This window comes from endosymbiont of Ridgeia piscesae, assembly GCF_001443665.1.
Classification (GTDB): Bacteria; Pseudomonadota; Gammaproteobacteria; order Chromatiales; family Chromatiaceae; genus Endoriftia; species Endoriftia persephonae.
In genome coordinates this window covers 1-690 of sequence record NZ_KQ557194.1, presented here as the reverse complement: position 1 = coordinate 690, position 690 = coordinate 1, and the positions used below count along the sequence as shown (strand labels likewise).

Sequence of the window (690 nt, the reverse complement as noted above, 5' to 3'; positions counted from 1 at the left end):
CCTCCACTACATCTTTCCTTTTCTGATCACGCTGTTCTTTTATCGTAGCCATGGAAAGCAGTATACACTGCCAATACTTTCGGAACGATTAATACTTGTCGAAGTGAATTGCAGCGAAGCCAGCAAGAATGCACATTGCAAGCAAGTCAGAGAATCTTTCAGCAAATAGTGCGGCAAGGCTTTTTGTGAGGCTTATGCCGTACCTTTTTAAGTATACGAACCTAATGGCTTCACCCACTTTACCTGGCGTGGTTGTGAGGGAAAAGCCTGAAAAGTAATAGAGAATGTGTTTATTGGCGGGGATATGATGCCCGAATTGATTGACATACCAGTTCCATCTAGCAAAGCGGATAATGTAGTTGAATATTGATAAACCAAGAATGATAATTAATGCGAGAGGGGTGAGATTTGTTAATGCAGATAGGATGTTATCTTTGCCGGCATATATCGTCATCAGCACGTAAAGAAGGATCCCAATAAGCACTGAGTAGATTAGGGGTTTGATGTAACTGGCCATTATTCTTCCGGCGGGTTGTATGTTACCTGAGTTTGTAGGCATCGTAGGATTTCTGATCACTTTGGCCTTGGATATAGGTCTAATAATAATCGTTCCGAAAGTATTGGCAGTGTATACTGCTTTCCATGGCTACGATAAAAGAACAGCGTGATCAGAAAAGGAAAGATGTAGTG

General features: G+C 41.6%; 1 protein-coding gene. It reads right to left on the bottom strand.

Features of this window, described 5'->3' with window-relative positions:
- Positions 1 to 88 precede the first annotated feature (88 nt).
- Positions 89 to 517 (bottom strand): lysylphosphatidylglycerol synthase transmembrane domain-containing protein, encoded by a 429-nt coding sequence (locus Ga0074115_RS15545; RefSeq protein WP_232433163.1) that lies wholly within the window; start codon positions 515 to 517, stop codon positions 89 to 91.
- Positions 518 to 690 lie beyond the last annotated feature (173 nt).

What these genes read in the sequence shown, in the direction of transcription:
- Ga0074115_RS15545 (WP_232433163.1), bottom strand. Translation starts at nt 517, where the DNA reads ATGGCCAGTTACATCAAACCCCTAATCTACTCAGTGCTTATTGGGATC.